This window comes from Oribacterium sinus, assembly GCF_963553175.1.
Lineage (GTDB): Bacteria > Bacillota > Clostridia > Lachnospirales > Lachnospiraceae > Oribacterium > Oribacterium sinus_B.
This window is the reverse complement of the sequence record NZ_CAUVME010000041.1, coordinates 1-19,499: the sequence shown is the minus strand read 5'-3', so window position 1 is coordinate 19,499 and position 19,499 is coordinate 1. Positions and strand designations below refer to the sequence as shown.

Sequence of the window (19,499 nt, the reverse complement as noted above, 5' to 3'; positions counted from 1 at the left end):
TTCTTGGCATCCTTGAAGTATCTAAGCATTTTCAGACTGTATTCTCCAAATTCTTGTCCTTTTCTCATCTTATAAGCACACCACAGGCTCCATAACAGTCCTGATAATCCCATATAGGCAATCAGTAGTTTCTCCAAATCTGCTTCAGTTCTTCTACTAAGGATCAGCGGTTTTTCTTTTCCTTCCGCCTTCGCCACCTGCAGATAATCCTTCAAAAATTTCTTTGCCTCTTCAAAATCCATATAGGAGTAAATTGCTCCCATGGCGATATCCAGCAATGGATCTGCCATGCCTGCGTACTCCCAGTCAATCATCTTCACGCCTTCCTTTGTGAAGATAAAGTTATCCTGCACTGCATCGATATGGCAGAGGCAAAGGGGTGGATTCGTTCCTTCCGTAAACTGAAGCATCCTTTTCATCCCTTCTTTGATTTTTCCATAGTCCTGGTAGGGGATTTCTCCGCCTCCTTCCAGGCAGATATCTTCGTAATATTGTATCTTTTCCCCCAGGGAAAAGGCGTGATTCACTTCTTTTTTTCCTTCGTGCAGCTTTAACAAAAGCTTCATACAGGCTCTTCTTTCCTCTTGTTTGGAAAAGTCTGCATTTCTGGCTTCCTCATAGTAACGGGAAATCTTATAGCCGTTTTCCGGATTAAAGTAGAGAAGCTCCTCTGTAATCTCCAGATCCTTTACGATGCTGTAAATTTCCTCTTCTTCTCTTCTGTTAATCAGCTTGCCGGTTCCCACTCCGGGGATTCGGCAAATGAAATCCTTTCCGGCATAGTCTTTATTTTCACTTTCCTCATGGATGCTGAAAAGGAAGGATTTATTGGTCATTCCCGCCTTTAGGCAGCGAAGCTTTACAATATCTCGCTCCGGAATCCGAAAAACCGAAGAAATCAGCTCCATGGCTTCCGAGCCGGAATGGTCATTATACTTTTCATCAAAAAGACGCAACTCTTCTAAATTTTCAAATTCATAAATCTGTCCGTCCTTTTGCTCATTTCGATAGATTGGAGGCAAATGCTTTAACTCTAAACGGAGCACATCCTCCCAGTAAAAATCTTCCGTCCCCGGCCTATGGTAGTATTCCTCTATATAGGGGCGAAGAGCCGCAAAAAATTCCTTCTTCAGGAACACCGGACCGTACATACAGTAGGCATCTTCTCCGCCTACCTCCACTCTTTTAATCTGTCCGTCCTTTCCACAATCTAAAATCCACTCCTTGGTTTCTCCTGCCATGTAGCTGGCAGCATACCAGGATAGGGGCTCAATGCTGTGATACATATTTTCCCGCATCCAGTTGTCGGAAGAAAGAATATAAAAGTTTTTCCCCTCCACCGCTTTTCGGGCATGATACAGGGTTCCGATAGTATTCTTCGTAGAATACTCCGGATTATATAAAAGCTTCACGCCATAAGCATCTACAAGGTAGTCAAACTTCTCCTTCAAATATCCTACCACGATAGTAATATCCTTAATTCCCACCTCATGGAGCTGCTTAATCTGTCGCTCAATCATTCTTTCTCCAAAAACCTCCAGCAATCCCTTGGGACATTCATAGGTTAGAGGAACAAAGCGGGAGCCGAAGCCTGCAGCCAAAATCAGTGCCGCATCCACCTTGTGCTCCTGCAAAAAGGCCTTTCCTTTTTCCGTGAGGTTCCGCTTCTCTCCCTTTCCTTCCTGCTTTTCCAGATAGCCCTCTTCTTCCCAATGCTTGATACACTGATTCACCTTTCCCAGGGACATTCCTGTTTCTTCAGCCCATTGTCTTTGGCTGTACTCCGGATGCTCCATCATATTTCTCAATAAAATAGTACAGGAATTCATTTTTTCTCCTCTTCTATGCCAGGCAGTAACGTTCATTATAATTATATATCGTCATATTATGAACATTATAATAGAAAAAAAGAAAAAATTTCTCCTGTACTACTTTACGATTTTTTAAATTTATTTTTATTCATAAGGGGATGCAAAAATGATTTTTCACATCCCCTTATGCTATTTTATGGGACTCCGCTTTCACCGTCTGTTCTTTAAATTTCGGAAACTTCGTATAAAAGGTCTCCATAGCTTGGGAAAGGCCATAGGCTCTTATCCATAATAGTCTCCAGTAAATCTGCCGGCTCTCGCAGCTCCGCCATATCCTTGGTAATCACCTTATGGAAGAAAAAGGCTTTTTCCTTTTCCTCCGAAAGCTCCGCAGCCTCTTCCAAATGCTGCAGAAGCTTTTCTCTGGCCTTTTCCATATCCTCCAAATGCTGAGAGGCCCGGTTTAGCAGCTTTTCCTGGGCATAGGTGCTGGCCTTCGGAGAAGCGGCTTTAACGGCATTCAGAGATTCTGCCAGATTTTGCACAAAACGAATCGCTGCCGGAATAATCTGTTTTCCGGAAATGTTCACCATGGCTCTTCCCTCAATGGAAATCACCTTACTGTAATGTTCGTATTCCACCAGCTCTCGGCTTCTAAGCTCTGTCTCCGTATAAATGCCGAAGGAGGAGAATAAATCGATAGACTTCTTCGTGGTTAAGGCAGAGATGGCATCCACCATAGACGGATGATTGGGAAGACCTCGTCTCTTCGCCTCCTCTACCCATTCCTTTCCGTAGCCGTTTCCATTGAAAATAATCCGCTCATGCTCTCTTAAGAGCTTCTTCAGATAATCATGTACCGCCGTCTCAAAGTCTTCCTGCTGTTCCAGAAAATCCGCTGCCAGCTTAAACTGCTCCGCCGTAATGGTGTTCAGGATAATGTTGGCGCCGGCAATGGAATCGGAGGAGCCCACCATACGAAACTCAAACTTGTTTCCGGTAAAGGCAAAGGGCGAGGTACGATTTCTATCCGTATCATCTCTTGCCACATCCGGAAGAGAACGTACACCGGTATTGATATGCTCTCCCTTTGTGGATTTTGTAGCATAGCCTGTTCCGATGAGTTGGGATACCACCTCTTCCAGTTGGCTACCCAAAAAGCAGGAAATAATAGCAGGAGGAGCCTCATCTGCCCCAAGTCTATGGTCATTTCCCACATTTGCCGCAGACATCCTAAGCAAATCCGCATGGTTGTCCACAGCAGCTAAAACACAAGCCAAAACCAGAAGGAACTGCACATTCTCATGGGGTGTGTCTCCCGGATTCATCAGATTGATACCGTCATCGGTGGACAAGGACCAGTTGTTATGCTTTCCGGAACCGTTAATACCTTCGAATGGCTTTTCATGAAGAAGACACTCTAAGCCATGCCGGGAGGCTACTTTCTTTAAATTTTCCATCACCAGCTGATTGTGATCCACCGCTAAATTGGCTTCCTCAAACATGGGAGCCATCTCATGCTGGGCAGGTGCCACCTCGTTGTGCTCGGTCTTTACCGGAACCCCTAGAGCCCAAAGCTCCTGGTCCATATCTCCCATAAAGGCAGCAATTCTCTTCCGGATAACGCCGTAATAATGGTCATCCAGCTCCTGCCCCTTTGCCGGCATTCTGCCAAAAAGAGTTCTTCCGGTATATACCAGATCTTTTCTTCTAAGATATTTTTCCCGGTCTACCAGAAAATACTCCTGCTCTGCGCCAACAGTCGCCTTAACGGAACGACTGCTCTGATTTCCAAAAAGACGAAGGAGTCGTAAAGCCTCCCGATTAATTGCCTCCATAGAACGGAGAAGAGGAGTCTTTTTGTCCAGTGCCTCTCCGGTATAGGAGCAAAAGGCTGTAGGAATACAGAGGGTTGTGGTCTCTCCGTCCTTTCTCAGGAAAGCGGGACTGGTACAATCCCAAACCGTATAGCCTCTGGCTTCGAAGGTGGCTCTTAAACCGCCGGAGGGAAAGGAAGAGGCATCCGCCTCGGAACGCACCAATTCCTTACCGGAAAATTCCAGCATTACCTTTCCCTCTCCCACAGGGCTTAAAAAGGCCTCATGCTTTTCCGCAGTAATACCGGATAAGGGCTGGAACCAGTGGGTATAGTGGGTAGCACCCTGTTCAATAGCCCATTCCTTCATTCCTTGAGCCACTGCGTCTGCCAAGTCAGGGCTTAAAGCATAGCCCTCCTGCATACTTTTCTTCAGCTTCTGGTATACATTTTTTGGTAAACGTTCCCGCATTACACCGTCATGAAATACATTTTTGGAAAAATTTTCTATCCCGTTTCCAGCCCTCATATTGCTCCTTTACTGATTGCTTGACCAAACGATTCCTCATTTTAAGTGCAAAAGGGCAGAGACCATGCTCTGCCCTTCTTCCTCTTATGCTTTATTGGCACAACCGAATAACTCAATCTTTGCCTTGCACTCTTCAATGATTGCATCTGCACCCGGCTTTAAGAGCTTTCTCGGGTCAAATCCCTTACTCTTCTGATCGGAACCTGCTTCAATATATTTTCTGGTAGCTGCAGCAAATACAAGCTGAAGCTCCGTATTTACATTAATCTTTGCAACACCGAGAGAAATTGCCTTCTGAATCATCTCCTTAGGAATTCCGGAACCGCCATGAAGTACCAATGGCATCTTCTCTCCGATTTGCTCCTTGATTGCTGCCAAGGTATCGAAGGAAAGTCCCTTCCAATCAGGTGGATAAACACCGTGGATATTTCCGATACCTGCAGCCAGGAAGTCGATGCCTAAATCTGCAATCTTCTTACATTCAGCAGGATCTGCACACTCTCCCATACCTACAACACCGTCTTCTTCTCCGCCGATGGAACCTACCTCAGCTTCAATGGAAAGACCTGCCTTATGAGCAGCCGCTACCAATTCCTTGGTCTTCTCAACATTTTCCTCAATATTGAAATGAGAACCGTCAAACATGATGGAAGTGAAGCCTGCCTTGATGCAGGAATAGCATCCGTCATAGGAGCCGTGATCCAAATGAAGAGCCACCGGAACAGTAATGCCAAGGCTCTTGTCCATAGCCTTAACCATAGCAGCTACCGTTTCAAAACCGGTCATGTACTTTCCTGCACCCTCGGATACACCAAGGATTACGGGAGACTTGGTCTCTTCACAAGCCAGGAGAATGGACTTGGTCCACTCCAGGTTATTGATATTAAACTGAGGAACGGCGTAATGGGAAGCCAGCGCTTTATCCAACATTTCCTTTGCATTAACTAACATATTGATATCCTCCTTTTTAGTAAAGAACATTCATAATTATAAATCTCACCCTAAACTACGGGGAGAGTGTAACACATTTTTAAAGCCTAGGAAAGCAAGAAATGTGAAACCGTTGCCTCCATATCCTCTACTGAGCATACGGTGCTGTGGCGAATTTCTCCCTCCTCCACTTCTTTGACCGGAGCGGGAATAGGCTCCTTCCAAAGCTTTTCCAAAGCTTCGATGCCTTCAAATACATCCTTTGGTACAGGCTCCTTTAAGGCCTTTAAAACAGTCTGAGAGAACTTATACGGACTGGCTGTAGAAACCACAAGACACTTGTCCCGTCTTCCCTGCTCATAGGCGTAATGGTCTGCCACCACCTTAGCCACTGCGGTATGGGGATCCAGAACATAGCCTGTTTCCTTATGGGTCTGGAAAATGCTGTGACTACCCTCGGCTTCTTTTCCGTAGCCACTGTAAAAGTCCTTCAGTTCCCTTGCTATCGTCTCAGAAATACGATATTTTCCCTTATCCTTCAACTCTTCCATCAATCTCTTACACTCATCCGCATTTTTCCCTGCAAAATACAGGAGTCTTTCCAGGTTGGAGGAAATCAAAATATCCATAGAAGGAGAGGTAGTTACATGGAAGGGACGGTTCTTATCGTAAATTCCCGTACGGAAAAAGTCTGTTAAAACCTTATTGTCGTTGGAAGCACAAAGAAGCTTTCCTAAGGGAAGTCCCATACCCTTTGCACAATAAGCTGCCAAAATATTTCCGAAATTTCCGGTAGGTACGGACACGTTCAGACTCTCTCCTGCCTTCAGCTCCCCGCTTTTCATCAAACGGCAGTAGGCATAAACATAGTAAACAATCTGAGGAACCAAACGTCCGATGTTAATGGAATTTGCGGAAGAAAGTCTATAACCCTTTTCCAGCAGCTTCTCTTGATAGGCTTTATCGGAGAAAATCTTCTTTACTCCACTCTGGGCATCATCAAAGTTTCCGAGAATAGCCGCCACATGGGTATTCTGTCCCTTCTGCGCCCGCATCTGCCGCTCCTGGAAGGGGGAAACTCCGTCCTTCGGGTAGAAGACAATAATTTCACAGCCTTCCACATCACAAAAGCCTTCCATAGCAGCCTTTCCGGTATCTCCGGAGGTAGCGGTTAGAATCACAATCTTCTCCTGAATCTGATTCTTTTTACAACTTACCTTCATAAGGTATGGAAGAATGGACAATGCCATGTCCTTGAAGGCCAGCGTTCTTCCGTGGAAAAGCTCAAGGTAATAGCTATCTCCTTTTTTTACCACGGGAGCGATTTCCTTTGTGGAAAACTTATCGTCATAGGCAGAATTAATGCAGTAGCGTAATTCCTCCTCGGTGAAATCCGTAAGATAAAGCTTCATGATTTCATAAGCTAAATCCTGATAGGATAACTCAGCATAGTCCTCAAGAGACATTTCCAGTTTAGGCATTTCCTTTGGTACAAAAAGTCCCCCGTCCTTTGCCAGTCCCTGGACGATTGCTAAAGACGGACTTACATTTTCTTCTCCTCCGCGAGTGGATTGATAAACCATATTTTCTCCTTTACTACTCATTCTGCAATAAGCTTTCAATCTTTGTCTTCATTAAATCAAATGCAACATCATTCATTCCTGAATTCATCACAATATCCGCCTTGGCTCTGGTTGGCTCAACATACAGGTAATGCATAGGCTTAACCGTGTTTAAATACTGTTCGGAAATATCCTCCACCTGACGGCCTCTTTCCTTCACATCCCGAATAATTCGCCTAATAATTCTTTCGTCCGCATCCGCTTCCACATAAATCTTAATATCAAAAAGGGAGCGCAACTCCGGATTCTCCAGCACCAAAATGCCCTCCACCAGGATAATTCTCTTCGGTTCTACAACAAAGTACCGATTGGTTCTGTTGTGGGTGCTGAAATCATAGGTGGGGGAGGAAATACTTTCTCCCCTTCTTAATGCCTTCAAATGCTTAATCAAAAGATCCGTTTCAAAGGCATCCGGATGGTCATAATTGGCCTTTTGCCGCAGGGCAAAGGGCACTCCGTCATTGGACTTATAGTAATTGTCGTGGTAGAGAACTGCCACTTCCTCCGGAAAACATTCTTTGATTCTCTTGGTAAAGGTGGATTTTCCCGAACCGGAACCTCCCGCTATACCAATCATTACCGTTGAAAACATAGTTTCCCCTCTTCCTTTTAAACTTCCTACAGAATATCCTAGTTCAATTTGTTTGTAAACCTCTTAGATATTTTTTCCCTATCCCTAAAAAGCTCAAACTAAAGAGGATAAAAAACAGAAATGCCAGGATCAGACCATAGAAAAAATATCCCTTGGTTTTACACCAGTAAAGTCCGTAGAAAACAGACAAAAAGCTGATAAATTCCAGTACATAGCTTAGTGCTGTGGAATAAGCCGTATTCTTTCCCAGGCAACTGCAAAAGATACCGAGAGCCGTACAATACAGGGCGGAAAAAATATAAAAGAAAAAATATAATAGCACCAAACTGCCGGAAATTCCGCCATAGATATATAAGGTAGCCAAAAAAGGAACTGTGGAGGAAAGTAAAGTCAGATGGGTGGACATATAGGCTATGAGCTTTCCCTGTAGTATGGTCTTTTCCGTACAATCCGTACACAAAAGCAGAGCTAAGTTATTTTGCTCTCTTTCCTGGGTAATACTGGAAGCACTTAGGGCAGGAGCCAAAAGCAGAAGAAAAACGAAAAGACCGCCGCCTACATAATAATAAAAACGATTAAACATGGCGTAACGAATTTCTCCCGTCTGCTGTGCATTCAAGGAAATATAATAGAGATTTCCGAATAAAAGCACAAAGAGCAAAAGATTGGTAAAGAAAATCAGCATAGGAAGAAACAAACTTCGGTTTCCCAGCAAACTGTCCTTACTCCATATCGGATTCTCTTTCATAGGACAAAAGACTCCTTTCCTCTTGAGATTTTTGAAACAAAACGCCCTCTATACTGCCCTGCTCTCTATAGAAGGAATAAAGCTTGATTCCGCTTTCCACTATATTTTGTAAAAGCCCGGCCTCTTCCTCCCTGGTTCCCGAAAATCCTACCCGGATTTCATTTTCCCGAAGGCTTATAGACTTGACTTTCGGCTCATTTTTTAAAGCCTGCATAAGTCCTGTACTCTTCCCCTGTACTTGAATAATAATAGGATTTTGCATGCTGAGCTCTCGGGTAATCTGCGACACCGATCCGCTCCGAATCATTTTTCCCTGATGCAAAAAGCCCAGATGGGTGCAAAAGTCCGACACTTCTCCTAAGGAAGAGCCTGTCATGAAAATGCTTTTTCCTTGACTTTGATAATCCAATAGCATGGTTTTGATTTCTTCCAGTGTTCTCGGATCCAAGCCCGCCAAAGCCTCATCAATAATCAGAATCTTGGGATCGTGCAGAATTGCTCGAACGAAGGAGAGCTTTTGTAAAGCCGCCTTGGGCAAAAGCTCCATAGCACTGTCCTCCCAAGCCAAAAGCCCGGACATTTCCAGAAGTAGTCGAATCCTTCCCCGAATACGGCTTTCCTCCATAGAGTAACAGGAGGCAAAAAACGTAAGATACTCTCCCACCCTCATCTGGGGATAGACTCCCGGAATATTGGGCACATAGCCCAGTCTTCGCTTGAGTCTCCTCAGTCCGGAACCTGCTTCCATATCATCAATAAAAATATGACCGCTATCCAAGGGATAAAGCCCCATAAGCAGATTCACAAGAGTGGATTTTCCGGTATCCGGAAGTCCCAGCAGGCCAAAAATCTGATCATCGGAAACCTCTAAGGAGAAGTCTTCAATCACCTTTATGCCGCCATAGCTTTTTTTTACATTTTGGAATTGAATCATGCTTCCTCCTTTGCCACAACATAAATCTGAGGCAGGTACTGCCTGATTTGAGGAGAAACATTGCTTTCCTTCGGTACAAAGCGGATATTCAGCTCCTTTTTCTCACTTAAATAGGGAGCGAGCTTCTCTCCTTCCAGAGTTCCGTCCTTGGAGGGAAGCAGGTCATAGCCTCCTGTCTGATAATTGTAAAGAGCCATATTTCCCTGAAAATTCTGTAAAAGTTTTCCGTCCTCCAGCTCTATCTTTTCAAAACGAATACCTTCAATATTTTGCTCCTCCCCCAGAGGATAATGAATTTCCAAGGGAATCATGGGATTCATGGTATTGGTCTGTAAGTCGTATTCTCCGCTGGACACCACAGGGTCTCTGGAAAGGGCACAGTACTCTATATTGTCGCCTTCCTTTCGGTCCAAAGCTACTGACTGGGTAAGAATGTGTACGCCGTATTTTTCAATATTCTTCTCTTCAGTAAAGCCCAACTGCTCCTCTCGAATGAAGCCGAAGAATCGAGCATCGGAAAAATAGCCGTGCAATCTTTCACTTAAGATATAACGAAGAAAATTCTTTCCGTTTCCGCTACTGATTAGATTGCTGCTGTACTCGTAATCTCCCACAGGTATGGCTATGCTCTCCAGGGTAGACAGGTCTATTTCCGCCCCGCTCTCCCATTTTCCGCACTTCACCATCCTGCCGAAAATATAAAAAAAGCTGTCATAGAAGGTGTATTCCGTGGTATTTTTCAGTTTTCCGCTAATCTTCCCCTGATAATAATGGATTGTGCCCTGAATATCTCCCTTGGCATTTGCGGATTTTTTATTGATATTAAAATAATGAGGGGCAAAGGCATCACTCTTGATGATATGAATCAAAGACTCCTCTCTGTCTCTTCGAATATCCATTCGATGCAAATCTTCCTTTTGCAAAAGCTCCGTAAGATCTCCCGTAAAATCCATTCCCTTTACAATGGGATTCACAGTATATTCGGGCTTCACGGAAAGACTGATATTATTTTCATTGGGAGAACGCAAATTAATGTAATTCTGTTCCTCCACCGTATCTTCCGTAATTTGAGAAAGCTTTAGATAAGAAAGAAAGCTTCCGTTAAAACGGGTTCCCATCCCCAGGGACCAGACAATTACCCCCAAAAAGAGGGAAAACAGCAGAATACTCAAACGATAGTATTTTAAATTGCCCTGAGAACGCATCAAAAGATAAAGCCCCGGCCCCAGAAAAATCAGGCTGGGAAAGAGAATAGCAAAATATAAAGCCAGGGAGGGGAGCTTACTTAAATCAGAAAGATTCATCAGCTCCTCTAAATCCCAGTACTGCTTTAAGCTTTTTTCCGATGCGGATATAGACAGGTTATCCAAACGATTTTGCCCATAGAGGCTAAGGAGCAACCTGCCTACATAAGAACTGTCATCCGTAGCATAACGTTCCACTTCGGATAAGTCATAGCCTAAAACAGCCAGCAAACCGTTTCCCTTGGGAAGCACGGAAAGATAGGGCTGATTTTCCGAAAAAAGTTCCTCTCTTCCTCCTCTAAAATGTACGGGAGAACTGAAAACCGATACGGTACTCTCTTGAGCCAAATCCCCCTCTGTACCAAGATGCAAAGCTCTTTCCTGAAAATCCAATTCCTTTTCCAGTAAGGCGGAGTAATTATCCCCCAAGGTTTCTCTTCCTCTTTCCCCGGAAAGAGAAAACAAAACCACACCTCCCTGTTCAATATAGGTATTGATAAAATTTTCCTGTTCCTTGGACAGGGCGGAAAAGGAAATATCCCGAATAATCAATAAATCCAAAAGAGAAAGTACCGATTCTTCCTTGGGAAAGGACTCCGGTTGAAACGCGAAGGTTCTGCTTTCCAGAAGTCCGTTATTGATTCTGGCATTGTGCAGATAACCGATGCCCTCTCCCTTTTCGGATAGAATTCCCACAAAAAGCTCCGCATCGGTTCCTGAAATATCCAATCCTACTCTTTGGCTGTTGATTTGCTCTCCCTGCTTATTCTCAATACTGATAAGCATCTGATTCACACCGGTGGGAAGACTCAGGTTCTTTACAAGCTCCTTTTTATTGTTGCCTTCCACCACGATGGGATAAGAATATTCCACGATACTATGGTTGGATTCCGCAAATAAAACCTTTAAATTACCGGAAAAAACCTGTTCCTCCATATTTTCCACTGTAAGAAAAAGGGGCAGACTTCTCCCGGACTTCGCCGTATTTTGTATTCCGTACTGGTAGCTTAAATTCAGATTTTCCGCTCTTCCCTCTTTTCCCGTGAGGAAAAGAAAGAAGAGAAATACAAAAATCAACGCCTTCTTTCCCATTTCTCCCTACTTTCTATCCTTCTTTCGATTCTTCTTTTCCGGCCTTCTCTCTACTCTTCTTTCAGACCTTCCCTCATTTTTCTTCTCTCCGCTCTCAGTTCCTCTACTGCTTCGTTCTTCCCGAGCAGGTCTCTCCGCAAAGCTCTTTCCTTCCTCCGTATATTTTAGGGGAAGAGTCACGTTAAATCGGGTTCCTCCCATATCCGACTGCACCGTAATATTTCCATGATGCATATCCACGATATTCTTTACAATAGCAAGTCCTAAGCCGGTTCCTCCCGTGCTTAGGGAACGGGAATGCTCCACACGGTAAAATTTATCAAAAATCAACGGCAGTTCCTTTTCCGGAATCACATAGCCGAAGTTTAAGACCTGCACCATCACCTCTTCCTTTTCCTTACGAAGACGAATCAGAACCCGTTTTCCTTCGGCTCCGTATTTGATGGCATTGCTGATTAAGTTATCAAAAAGTCTGGCCAAAAGATCCCCATCTCCTTCGATAAAAAGAGATTTTACATTGGCGGAAAAGTCATAGGAGAGATTGTTCTTCTCAAAATTCGGATAGCTTTCCTCCACCAGCTGGGATAAAAGCTGAACCAAATCCAGGGTGCTGATATTCATATTCAGCTTGCCATAGGATAATTTTGTAAAGCCAAAAAGCTCTTCGATTAGTTTTTGTAAACGGAGAGCTTTGTTATATACGATTTCAATATAATGTTTTTTCATTTCCTCCGGAACCATCTGGCTGTTTCGAAGCAAGTCCAGATAGCCCAAAATAGAGGTGAGGGGGGTTCTTAAATCATGGGCAATATTGGTGATCAAGTCTGTTTTAGACTGTTCGTTTTCCCTCTCCCGTTCAATATGGGAGGACAACTCCTCTTCCATAAGACGAATACTTTCCGCAATATGCGCCAGCTCTCCTTCTCCGGAAATGGCAATATCCGTATGAAAATCCCCGGCGGAAATCTGCTTCACGCCCTGAGCCAGAGTCTCAATATCTCTTGCCGTTTTTCTTTGCAGAAAGAGGAAAATGATGGTAAAAATCAAAATCCCCACCAGCACAAAAAGCAAAATACTGACGGTGCTGACAAAGGCAAAGCGTTGTACAAGGGGATTGTCATTTCCGATTTGCACCAGGTAATTGGTGTAGGAGCCGATATTTAAAACCAGAAAACATTCGATGACCGCTGTAAAAAGGGCGGAAATTCCCACATGAACCAACAGTTGCATGAAATAGCCCCGACCGAAATGGTGGGGTAAACTCGTCTTCTTCAACGCCAAGACCCCTACTTTTCAATCTTATAGCCAACGCCCCAAACGGTGGTGATAATCTTGTCCTCTCTCTGATCCTCTTTCATCTTTCCTCTCAGACGACGGATGTGTACCATAACCGTATTATTGGCCTCATACACCTTTTCATTCCAAACCTTTTCAAAAATCTCATCGGTGGAGAAAACTTTTCCGGGATGAGATGCCAAAAGAAAGAGAATATCGAACTCGATAGGGGTAAGCTTAATGTCCTCATCGTCAATCAATACCTTATGATTGTCCTTATTAATCAGCATATTCCGAATATGAATCTCATTATTCACATAATTGGGACCCGCATTGGGATTTAACTGGGTATAGCGTCTTAACTGAGACTTTACCCTGGCAGTAAGCTCCAAAGGATTAAAGGGCTTGGTCACATAGTCATCCGCCCCGCCGGTTAAGCCTACAATCTTGTCCAGATCCTCGGACTTTGCAGACAGCATAATCACGGGAATATTGGAGCTTTCCCGAATCTTACGGCACATCTCCAGTCCGTTCATTCCCGGCATCATTACATCCAAAAGCACCAGATGAATCTCTTCCTGAGACAAAATCTGTAAGCCTTCCTCCGCATTATATGCCTTAAATACTTTATATCCGTCAGACACCAAGTAAATTTCCACTAACTCGGCAATCTCTTTCTCATCGTCTACTACCAATATATTAATTTGCTGCATACTACCTCCTTAGCACAATATGTCATAGTGTACTGGATATTTGCGAAAAAAGAAAGATTATCTACTTTCTAAGTTCTTGCATTTTCGTTCCGAAAAACTTAATTTTTATCTTTTGAACTCTTTAGAAGGATAATTTCCTAAAACTCTAAAATCAACGCCCTCTTCCTGTAAACAGCTCAAGGCATTCAACACTTCCTTTTGCTCTAAATTTCCAAGAAAATCCACATAGAAGCGGTAAGAAAACTCTCCGTCCCCCACCGGTCTGGACTGAATCATGGTGAGAGTCAATCCGTTAAACAAAAAGTTCCCTAAGATATGGTACAGACTTCCCACTGCATGGGGCAGAGAAAAGGAGATGCTGAGCTTTCCTGCATCCTTTGAAAACACCGCTTCTTTTCCTAAAATGAAAAATCGGGTGCTGTTCTCCTTCTTACTGAGATTTTCCTCTAAAATCAATAGGCCGTACTCTAAGGCTGCTTCCCTGCTGCACAGAACTCCGGCTCCCTTTTCCCCTGTCTCCATAAGATTCTTAGCGGCAATCGCTGTATTTAAACTGGGGATTCCCTGTATCTCCGGATGCTTCTGAAAAAAGTCTGCACACTGGGACAGAGCCTGGGGATGAGAATAGACTCTTTTTATGTCGGAGAAAGACTCTCCCGGAAGGGTTGCCAGGCAATGGGAAACCGGAAATTCGATTTCCTGCACCACATAAAGCTTAGGATGCTTTGCAAGAAGATCGAAATTGTCCTGTACCATACCGTAGGTGGAGTTTTCCATGGGAAGAATGGCATAGTCCGCCCTTCCTTCTTCTAAGGCCGAAAGCACCTCCTGAAAATGTGTGCAGGCTATCATATTTTCCTTTTGGAAAAAAATTCTTCCCGCCAGATAGGAGTAGGCTCCCTCCGCACCCTGATACACCAGGCTTTTCCCTGAAAAAGGAAGACAACCCAGCTTTTGAAAACCGGAGGAAAATCCCCTTCCCCGTTCCAAAAGCATACCGATTTGCTTTCTTCTGGACATACTCATCATTTCCTGAAAAAGCTCGGTAATGGATTCCTGTAGCTTCGGGTCCTCCACGTAGCTCCTTGCCACCTGCAGCTTTTCTTTTTCCCTCTTGCTGTCCAGAACGGCCTTTCCGGTATCAAGCTTGAATCTGGCCACATCCTCCACAAGACCCATTCGTTTTTCGAAAAGATGAACAATCTCCCGATCCAATATATCCAATTCCTTTCGAATCTCCAAAAGATCCATACACCCTTCCTCCTCTTTATTCCATAGCTTTCGCCTTGTGATATTCGGAACTGTTCTACTATTCCGATTATACTGTTCCGTCTTTACTGATCCTCTTTACTGTTCCGTCTTTACTGTTCCGGCTATACCGTTCCGGAAAGCTCCTTGGCTTCCTTCTCTTTCAGCTCCGCAAGCATCTCCCGAATCCGTTCCATGGTATACTCCGCAATATTCTTTCTATCCTCTTCAGAAAGCTCTGACAAATCTATGGGCTTTCCGAATTGCACATAAACCTTGGCGCTGTGCAGTCTGGGAAAATCCTCTTCCATAATCCTTCTGGTATTAATCATGGCCACCGGAACAATCTTACAGCCGCTCTTTTCCGCAATCTTAAAGGAGCCTGCCTTAAACTCTCCCAGCTCCAGCTCAGACTCTCCCTTAGTTCTGGTTCCTTCCGGGTAGATCCACATGGAAATGCCTGCCTTCACCTGCTTAATAGCCTCAATAATCACTTGAAGATTTTGCTTTAAATTTTCCCTATCCAAAAAAAGACAATGCAGCTCTCTCATCCATAATTCAATGTTGGGGATTTTTGCAATTTCCTTCTTGGAAATAAAGCCGGTGGGACGGGGCAAAATGCTGTAAGCCACCACGATATCAAAGTAAGAGCGATGATTTCCGATAAACAGTACCGCTTCCTTCTCCGGAATCCGATCTAGGCCATCCACGGAAAGCTCCACCTTGCAAATTTTTAAAATCTGCCGTAATTTCCCTCCCACAATAGAGAGGACTAAAGCATCCCGCTTTTCACCCTTTTCCATCTTTCGGATAGAAAAAAGACGCAGGCTGCCAAAGCTTAGGAAAACAGCCAAAACCAATACTACCAAAATCATTGAAAGCATAAACTCTCCTTTTTTCTAAAAAGACTTTGTGCTCCCCTTACAGGAACAGACCGTAAAAAATAAGTATTGTTACAAGTTTTACAGCACATCGGAAAAATGAGGCCGTAAAGAACGGAAAAATCTTAGAGAAAATAAAAACAAAACCGTGGTCACTCCCCAGAAATACAGGCTTAAGCCCGGTCTTTCAAAGAACCAGTGGCCGGTAAGCATGGAATCCCTGTAGCCTGCCACAATATAGTACATGGGGTTTATCTTTAAAATCCACTTAACAATGGGAGCCTTCCCGGTAAAGAGGGTCTCATCATACATTATCGGAGTCATCCAGATTCCGAACTGCAAGACAATTCCCACAATCTGCTGCATGTCCTTAAAGAAGACGGAAACAGCAGAGGTAAAGAAGGATAAAGCCAAGGCGTAAAAAGCCGTGGCAAAGGAATAAAAGAATACCTGCGGCCAGGTAATCAAAATAGGCTCTCTGCTAAACAGGGCAAACAAAAACATCACCAGAAGGAAGAAAAGATGCACCAGAGAGCAACTGATTAACTTAATAATCGGCAAGAGCTCAATGGGGAAAACCACCTTTTTTACCAGATACTGATATTCCTGTAAGATTCCCGTATTCATATTCATCACTTCCGAAAAGAAGAACCAGGGCACCATTCCGGGAATCAACCAGGTGGTATAGGAAACATTGGGCACCGGAGGGCTGGATTTAAAGCCGTAGGGTCCAAAGATAAAAGCATAAATCGCAATGGTCACCAAGGGCTGAATTAACATCCAAACCGCCCCGAAATAAGAGCCTACAAAGCGCTTCCGAAAATCCGCAAAGGCCAGGCTCATAATCATTTTTCTTTTTTCTTTACAAATCTTGATAAGGGTTAAAAATCCCCGCATGCTATTCCCTTTCCGTTTATCTCGAATACTCCAAAGGAAGGATAATATGCTTCCTTCAGGATATTCGGTATCCATCAAAGTTCGAGTTTAGTGTAAAAACAAACTGATATAAGTGTATAAAAGAAATGAAAGATTCGCAAGAATCTGGAAGAAAAGGACGAAAGAAACAATCCTTTTCCCCTGCTTTCCCACCCTCTTACTTGGCATAAAGCAAAGGATAAACAGGGGCAGTACCGGCAAAAAGTATCTTCCCTGTACCCCTAAGACATAGTCCGTACGCTTTGGTGTATAAGCAAAAAGCATGGAAGATAAAATCAAAATGATTAATCCCAAAGGAATCAGGAAAAGAATGATTCTTTGTAAAATATGAAGCTTCTTCCCCCGCATTTCCTCCCGTTCTCCAAAAATTCCTGCCAGGAAGGGGCAAATGCTGAAAAGCACCACCAAGGGAAGCGGAAATGACAAACGGCTGTCAAACTGCCCCAAAGGACGGCCAATCAGTGTATACCAGTACTCCTTTCCCTTGATAAAAAAGGTATTTCTCAGAATCTTTAAATACACATCCGGCTGTGCCAGAATTTCTCTTCGGTTATAGGTTTCCATTCCCCCGTCCTGTCCTACAATATTGGAAAGATTCACCGTATCCTCCTGAGGACGGACATAGCGGCTGAAGGCATCCAGATTCACCAGCAACAAGGGTAAGACGATGGATAAACCGATGGCAAAAATACCGATAAAATACAGCCAAGGGGATGAAAAGCGTTTAAAGGAAACCATAACACAAAGCAAAAACAGAAGGGAATACACCATCTTACAGGGGGAAAGTGCTATGGCTATCAGACAAATCCATAGGATTTCCTTAAGTCCCAGCTTTTCCTCGCGAAACTGGTATTGGAAGACCATGGATAACAGAAGAAAGCTTAAGGCCAGGATATAGGCGTCATAGGACAAGGAAGAAATCAACTCCAAGGTCATGGGGAAAAGACTTATGGAAAAAAGGATTTCCTTTCCCATGGGGATTTTTTCTATGGCCAGACTCCCTAAAATACTGAAAAACAGGAGGTTAAAGAACCTTCCGAAATACAAAAGAGTAAAACGGGAGCCGTAGAGGATTCTTGCAAAGGAAAAGCCCAGTGCCGGAAAAAAGTAGGCTAAGGGAGTGGTCTTTACCGGCTTTTGCAGGGTAAAGCCGTAGCCCTTTTCTTTGGCAAAAAAAGAGGCCTTCTGCCTTTCCTCCACCTGTTTTCGATCAATATGCATGCCGAAAACCGTAGCATCCTCCTGCTTCCCGTCTCCGGTCCAGTCATCAATCTCCTCATCCTCCTTCCGAATGCGAAGATTTCCATCTTTATCATACAGCTTTCCCCCCTGTCCCAGCATTTCCGAAGACAGCGCATAGGCACTGACATAATGCAAAACCTCATCCGGGGCGGATAAAGGCATTAAAACAAAGGAATACAGGGAACCCAGAATCATCATGCTCAAAAAATAAATCTGGGCAAGCTTCATTTTCCTACGAAAAAGAAAGAAGAAAAAGCCTGCTGCAAAGATAAGGGAAATCAGACTAAGGAAAATAGTCTCCCGTAAAAATACGGGATGCTCTTTCCACAAGCTTAGTAGATTACTCATTTACTGTCCTCCTGCTCTACTTTCAAATGCTTTTCCCTTTCTCTTTCTTTTCTCTCCTCCAATGCCATATCCTGCACGATTCGATTCACCTTTTCCTCCAGCTTCCCCAATTCCACATGGGTATGGAAAAGCCGTAAAAGCAGAATAAAAATCACCAGCAAAAAGAGAAAGTTCGGTGTGGAGTAAATCCCCAGGCTTCTGGCCATAAAATCCGGTACAAAGGGAAAAATGGCAAAAACAAGCAAGAGAATGGAAAAAAGTAGCCAAAAGATACTCTCTTCAATCCGCATTTTCGCCTTTTTGATGGAACGATGTAAAAACAGGCTGGTTCCCAGGCAGACCAATATGATAATCACTCTAAACAAAGGACTCATAGATTACTGTTTTTCCCTTTCTTTGGAAAACTTCTTTCGGAAATACTGGGGATTCACGGTAAAGGCAAACACCCAGCTTTTCGGAAGCTTATGATAGCGCTTTCCCAGTTGATAGCCAAGAAAACGAAAGGCGGTTTTATAAAGGAAGGGGAGAATCAAAAGCGCCTTCTTCTCCTGCCAAAGCTTTTCTATACTCCTCTTCAGGTATTTCATTCCTTCCTTTTCCGCAGGGATTTTCGAGAATATTTCCCTATAGTCTCTGTGGGACACCCCCAGGTCAAAATTTCTATGGAACTGATCCATGGCGGAAAAATGATGGGAATGCCAAACCTCCGCCCTTGGGCAGTAGGCTGTTTTTCCTCCCGCTTCCTGCATCCTTGCGGCATAAATCATATCCTCGTTAAAAATACTGGGTTCGGAAAAGCCGCCTAGACTTTGAAACAAATCCTTTTTATACATACAACAGACATTGGACTGGAAAAAGCATTTGATGCCAAGCTTCGGCAACTGCTCTATCCCGCAAATCTTCGGCTCTGTTCCATAGTTGAAGCTCCTGGAAAGCACCTCGTCAAAGGAGCTTTCCTCGTCGGTAAGCTGTCTTCCGTAAACCGCTCCGATTTTTTCCTCCCAAGAAAATGCTTCCAGCAATTCCTTGGTACAAGAGCTATCTTTTGGAACCGCATCCTCCGTCATACATAGAAAAAAAGGCGCATCCGAAAAAGATACCCCCAGGTTTCTGGCGTAAGCATGGTCAAATTCTTCTTTCTTGATATGTTTTAAAAGGTAAAGCTCCGGATTCCTTCCCTCCAATAAGGACTTGGGAAAAAGAGCTTCTTCCGTATTAATCAAAATGATTTTTCGTGGAGGAACTTCCTGCTTTTCCAGGGCATCCAACAATCTTTTGCATTTCTCATCCGGCTTATAAGTGGGGATGATGACGTCATAGTTTTGCTTCTGACTTTGGGCATTTTCCTGCATTTCCTACCTCCTTTTGGCATTTTAACATGGGCTCTTTAGAAAAGAAAGGCTATAGTTTTAGCTTCTCCTTCTACTCTGCTATAGCTCTTTGCCTCATAAGGAAGAAACCGAGAATGAACTGTCCTTAAATTCGCCCTTCCCGTGTCCCGTAACAAAGAAGAAAAGGAACAAAAAGACCATCATGGA

At 43.8% G+C, this 19,499-nt stretch carries 16 protein-coding genes; all 16 read right to left on the bottom strand.

The features are described 5' to 3' along the window. On the bottom strand, nt 1-1,829 hold a 1,829-nt coding region (locus RYO92_RS09595; protein WP_315370240.1), incomplete at its 3' end, for a sugar phosphate nucleotidyltransferase. A 206-nt stretch (nt 1,830-2,035) separates the two neighbouring features. Beyond that, nucleotides 2,036-4,156, bottom strand: coding sequence for a glutamine synthetase III family protein (locus tag RYO92_RS09590; protein WP_315370239.1), 2,121 nt, complete (start codon nt 4,154-4,156; stop codon nt 2,036-2,038). Between the two features lie 84 nt (nt 4,157-4,240). Beyond that, entirely contained in the window at nt 4,241-5,107 is an 867-nt protein-coding gene (gene fba, locus RYO92_RS09585) for a class II fructose-1,6-bisphosphate aldolase (RefSeq protein ID WP_040648254.1), read from the bottom strand. An 86-nt stretch (nt 5,108-5,193) separates the two neighbouring features. Beyond that, nucleotides 5,194-6,669 (bottom strand): threonine synthase, encoded by a 1,476-nt coding sequence (thrC, locus tag RYO92_RS09580; protein WP_315370238.1) that lies wholly within the window; start codon nt 6,667-6,669, stop codon nt 5,194-5,196. Between the two features lie 13 nt (nt 6,670-6,682). Continuing rightward, complete coding sequence (udk, locus tag RYO92_RS09575) at nt 6,683-7,300, bottom strand: uridine kinase (protein ID WP_315370237.1); 618 nt, start codon at nt 7,298-7,300, stop codon at nt 6,683-6,685. Nucleotides 7,301-7,343: 43 nt separating this feature from the next. Beyond that, a complete protein-coding gene (locus RYO92_RS09570; protein WP_315370236.1) occupies nt 7,344-8,048 on the bottom strand; it encodes an ABC transporter permease in 705 nt (234 codons plus the stop codon). Further along, nucleotides 8,023-8,982, bottom strand: coding sequence for an ABC transporter ATP-binding protein (locus RYO92_RS09565; RefSeq protein ID WP_314636223.1), 960 nt, complete (start codon nt 8,980-8,982; stop codon nt 8,023-8,025). Before RYO92_RS09565 ends, RYO92_RS09570 begins: the two co-directional genes overlap by 26 nt. After that, nucleotides 8,979-11,318, bottom strand: a complete 2,340-nt coding sequence (locus RYO92_RS09560; protein WP_315370235.1) for a hypothetical protein — start codon at nt 11,316-11,318, stop codon at nt 8,979-8,981. Before RYO92_RS09560 ends, RYO92_RS09565 begins: the two co-directional genes overlap by 4 nt. 6 nt (nt 11,319-11,324) lie before the next feature. Continuing rightward, a complete protein-coding gene (locus RYO92_RS09555; protein ID WP_315370241.1) occupies nt 11,325-12,548 on the bottom strand; it encodes a sensor histidine kinase in 1,224 nt (407 codons plus the stop codon). A 56-nt stretch (nt 12,549-12,604) separates the two neighbouring features. After that, a complete protein-coding gene (locus tag RYO92_RS09550) occupies nt 12,605-13,306 on the bottom strand; it encodes a response regulator transcription factor (RefSeq protein WP_007155840.1) in 702 nt (233 codons plus the stop codon). A gap of 105 nt (nt 13,307-13,411) precedes the next feature. Next, nucleotides 13,412-14,557 carry a bifunctional chorismate mutase/prephenate dehydratase gene (locus RYO92_RS09545; protein WP_007155839.1) on the bottom strand — a complete coding sequence of 382 codons (1,146 nt, stop codon included), beginning with the start codon at nt 14,555-14,557 and terminating at the stop codon, nt 13,412-13,414. Nucleotides 14,558-14,679: 122 nt separating this feature from the next. Next, the gene (locus RYO92_RS09540; RefSeq protein WP_315370234.1) at nt 14,680-15,438 is read right to left on the bottom strand and encodes a lysophospholipid acyltransferase family protein; all 759 of its coding nucleotides are present in this window, start codon (nt 15,436-15,438) and stop codon (nt 14,680-14,682) included. Between the two features lie 78 nt (nt 15,439-15,516). After that, nucleotides 15,517-16,332, bottom strand: coding sequence for an ABC transporter permease (locus RYO92_RS09535; protein WP_315000347.1), 816 nt, complete (start codon nt 16,330-16,332; stop codon nt 15,517-15,519). A gap of 87 nt (nt 16,333-16,419) precedes the next feature. After that, nucleotides 16,420-17,961, bottom strand: coding sequence for a DUF2142 domain-containing protein (locus RYO92_RS09530; protein ID WP_315370233.1), 1,542 nt, complete (start codon nt 17,959-17,961; stop codon nt 16,420-16,422). Continuing rightward, nucleotides 17,958-18,335, bottom strand: a complete 378-nt coding sequence (locus tag RYO92_RS09525; protein WP_315370232.1) for a DUF2304 domain-containing protein — start codon at nt 18,333-18,335, stop codon at nt 17,958-17,960. Before RYO92_RS09525 ends, RYO92_RS09530 begins: the two co-directional genes overlap by 4 nt. 3 nt (nt 18,336-18,338) lie before the next feature. Beyond that, entirely contained in the window at nt 18,339-19,313 is a 975-nt protein-coding gene (locus RYO92_RS09520) for a glycosyltransferase family 2 protein (RefSeq protein ID WP_315370231.1), read from the bottom strand. Between the last annotated feature and the right edge of the window lie 186 nt (nt 19,314-19,499).